General features: G+C 43.3%; 1 pseudogene. It reads left to right on the top strand.

What is annotated here, in order from left to right:
- Positions 1–245 (top strand): annotated as a pseudogene (locus AAEY78_RS14540) (hypothetical protein); the annotation flags it as partial.

Below are 245 nucleotides of genomic sequence, written 5' to 3'. Positions count from 1 at the left end.
GCTGAAAATGGAGCCCTATTGCCGTCACCCTGCCAGTTATATTATGGAAGCCGCTGACGATATTTCTTATTGCCTTGCCGACATAGAAGACGCCGTAGAAAAAGATATTATCACCACACAGTTATTATGCGAGCAACTAAAAAAGCAGTATCAAAAAGCATTAATTAACCTCGCTCTTAACGACACTCAACACCAAAGCTTTGTGGACGACGCTATAAACTACGCCATAGAACGGGCACAAGCAC

The organism is Psychrobacter sp. 16-MNA-CIBAN-0192, assembly GCF_040309565.1.
Taxonomy (GTDB): Bacteria; Pseudomonadota; Gammaproteobacteria; order Pseudomonadales; family Moraxellaceae; genus Psychrobacter.
This window is presented reverse-complemented; position numbering and strand designations above follow the sequence as displayed.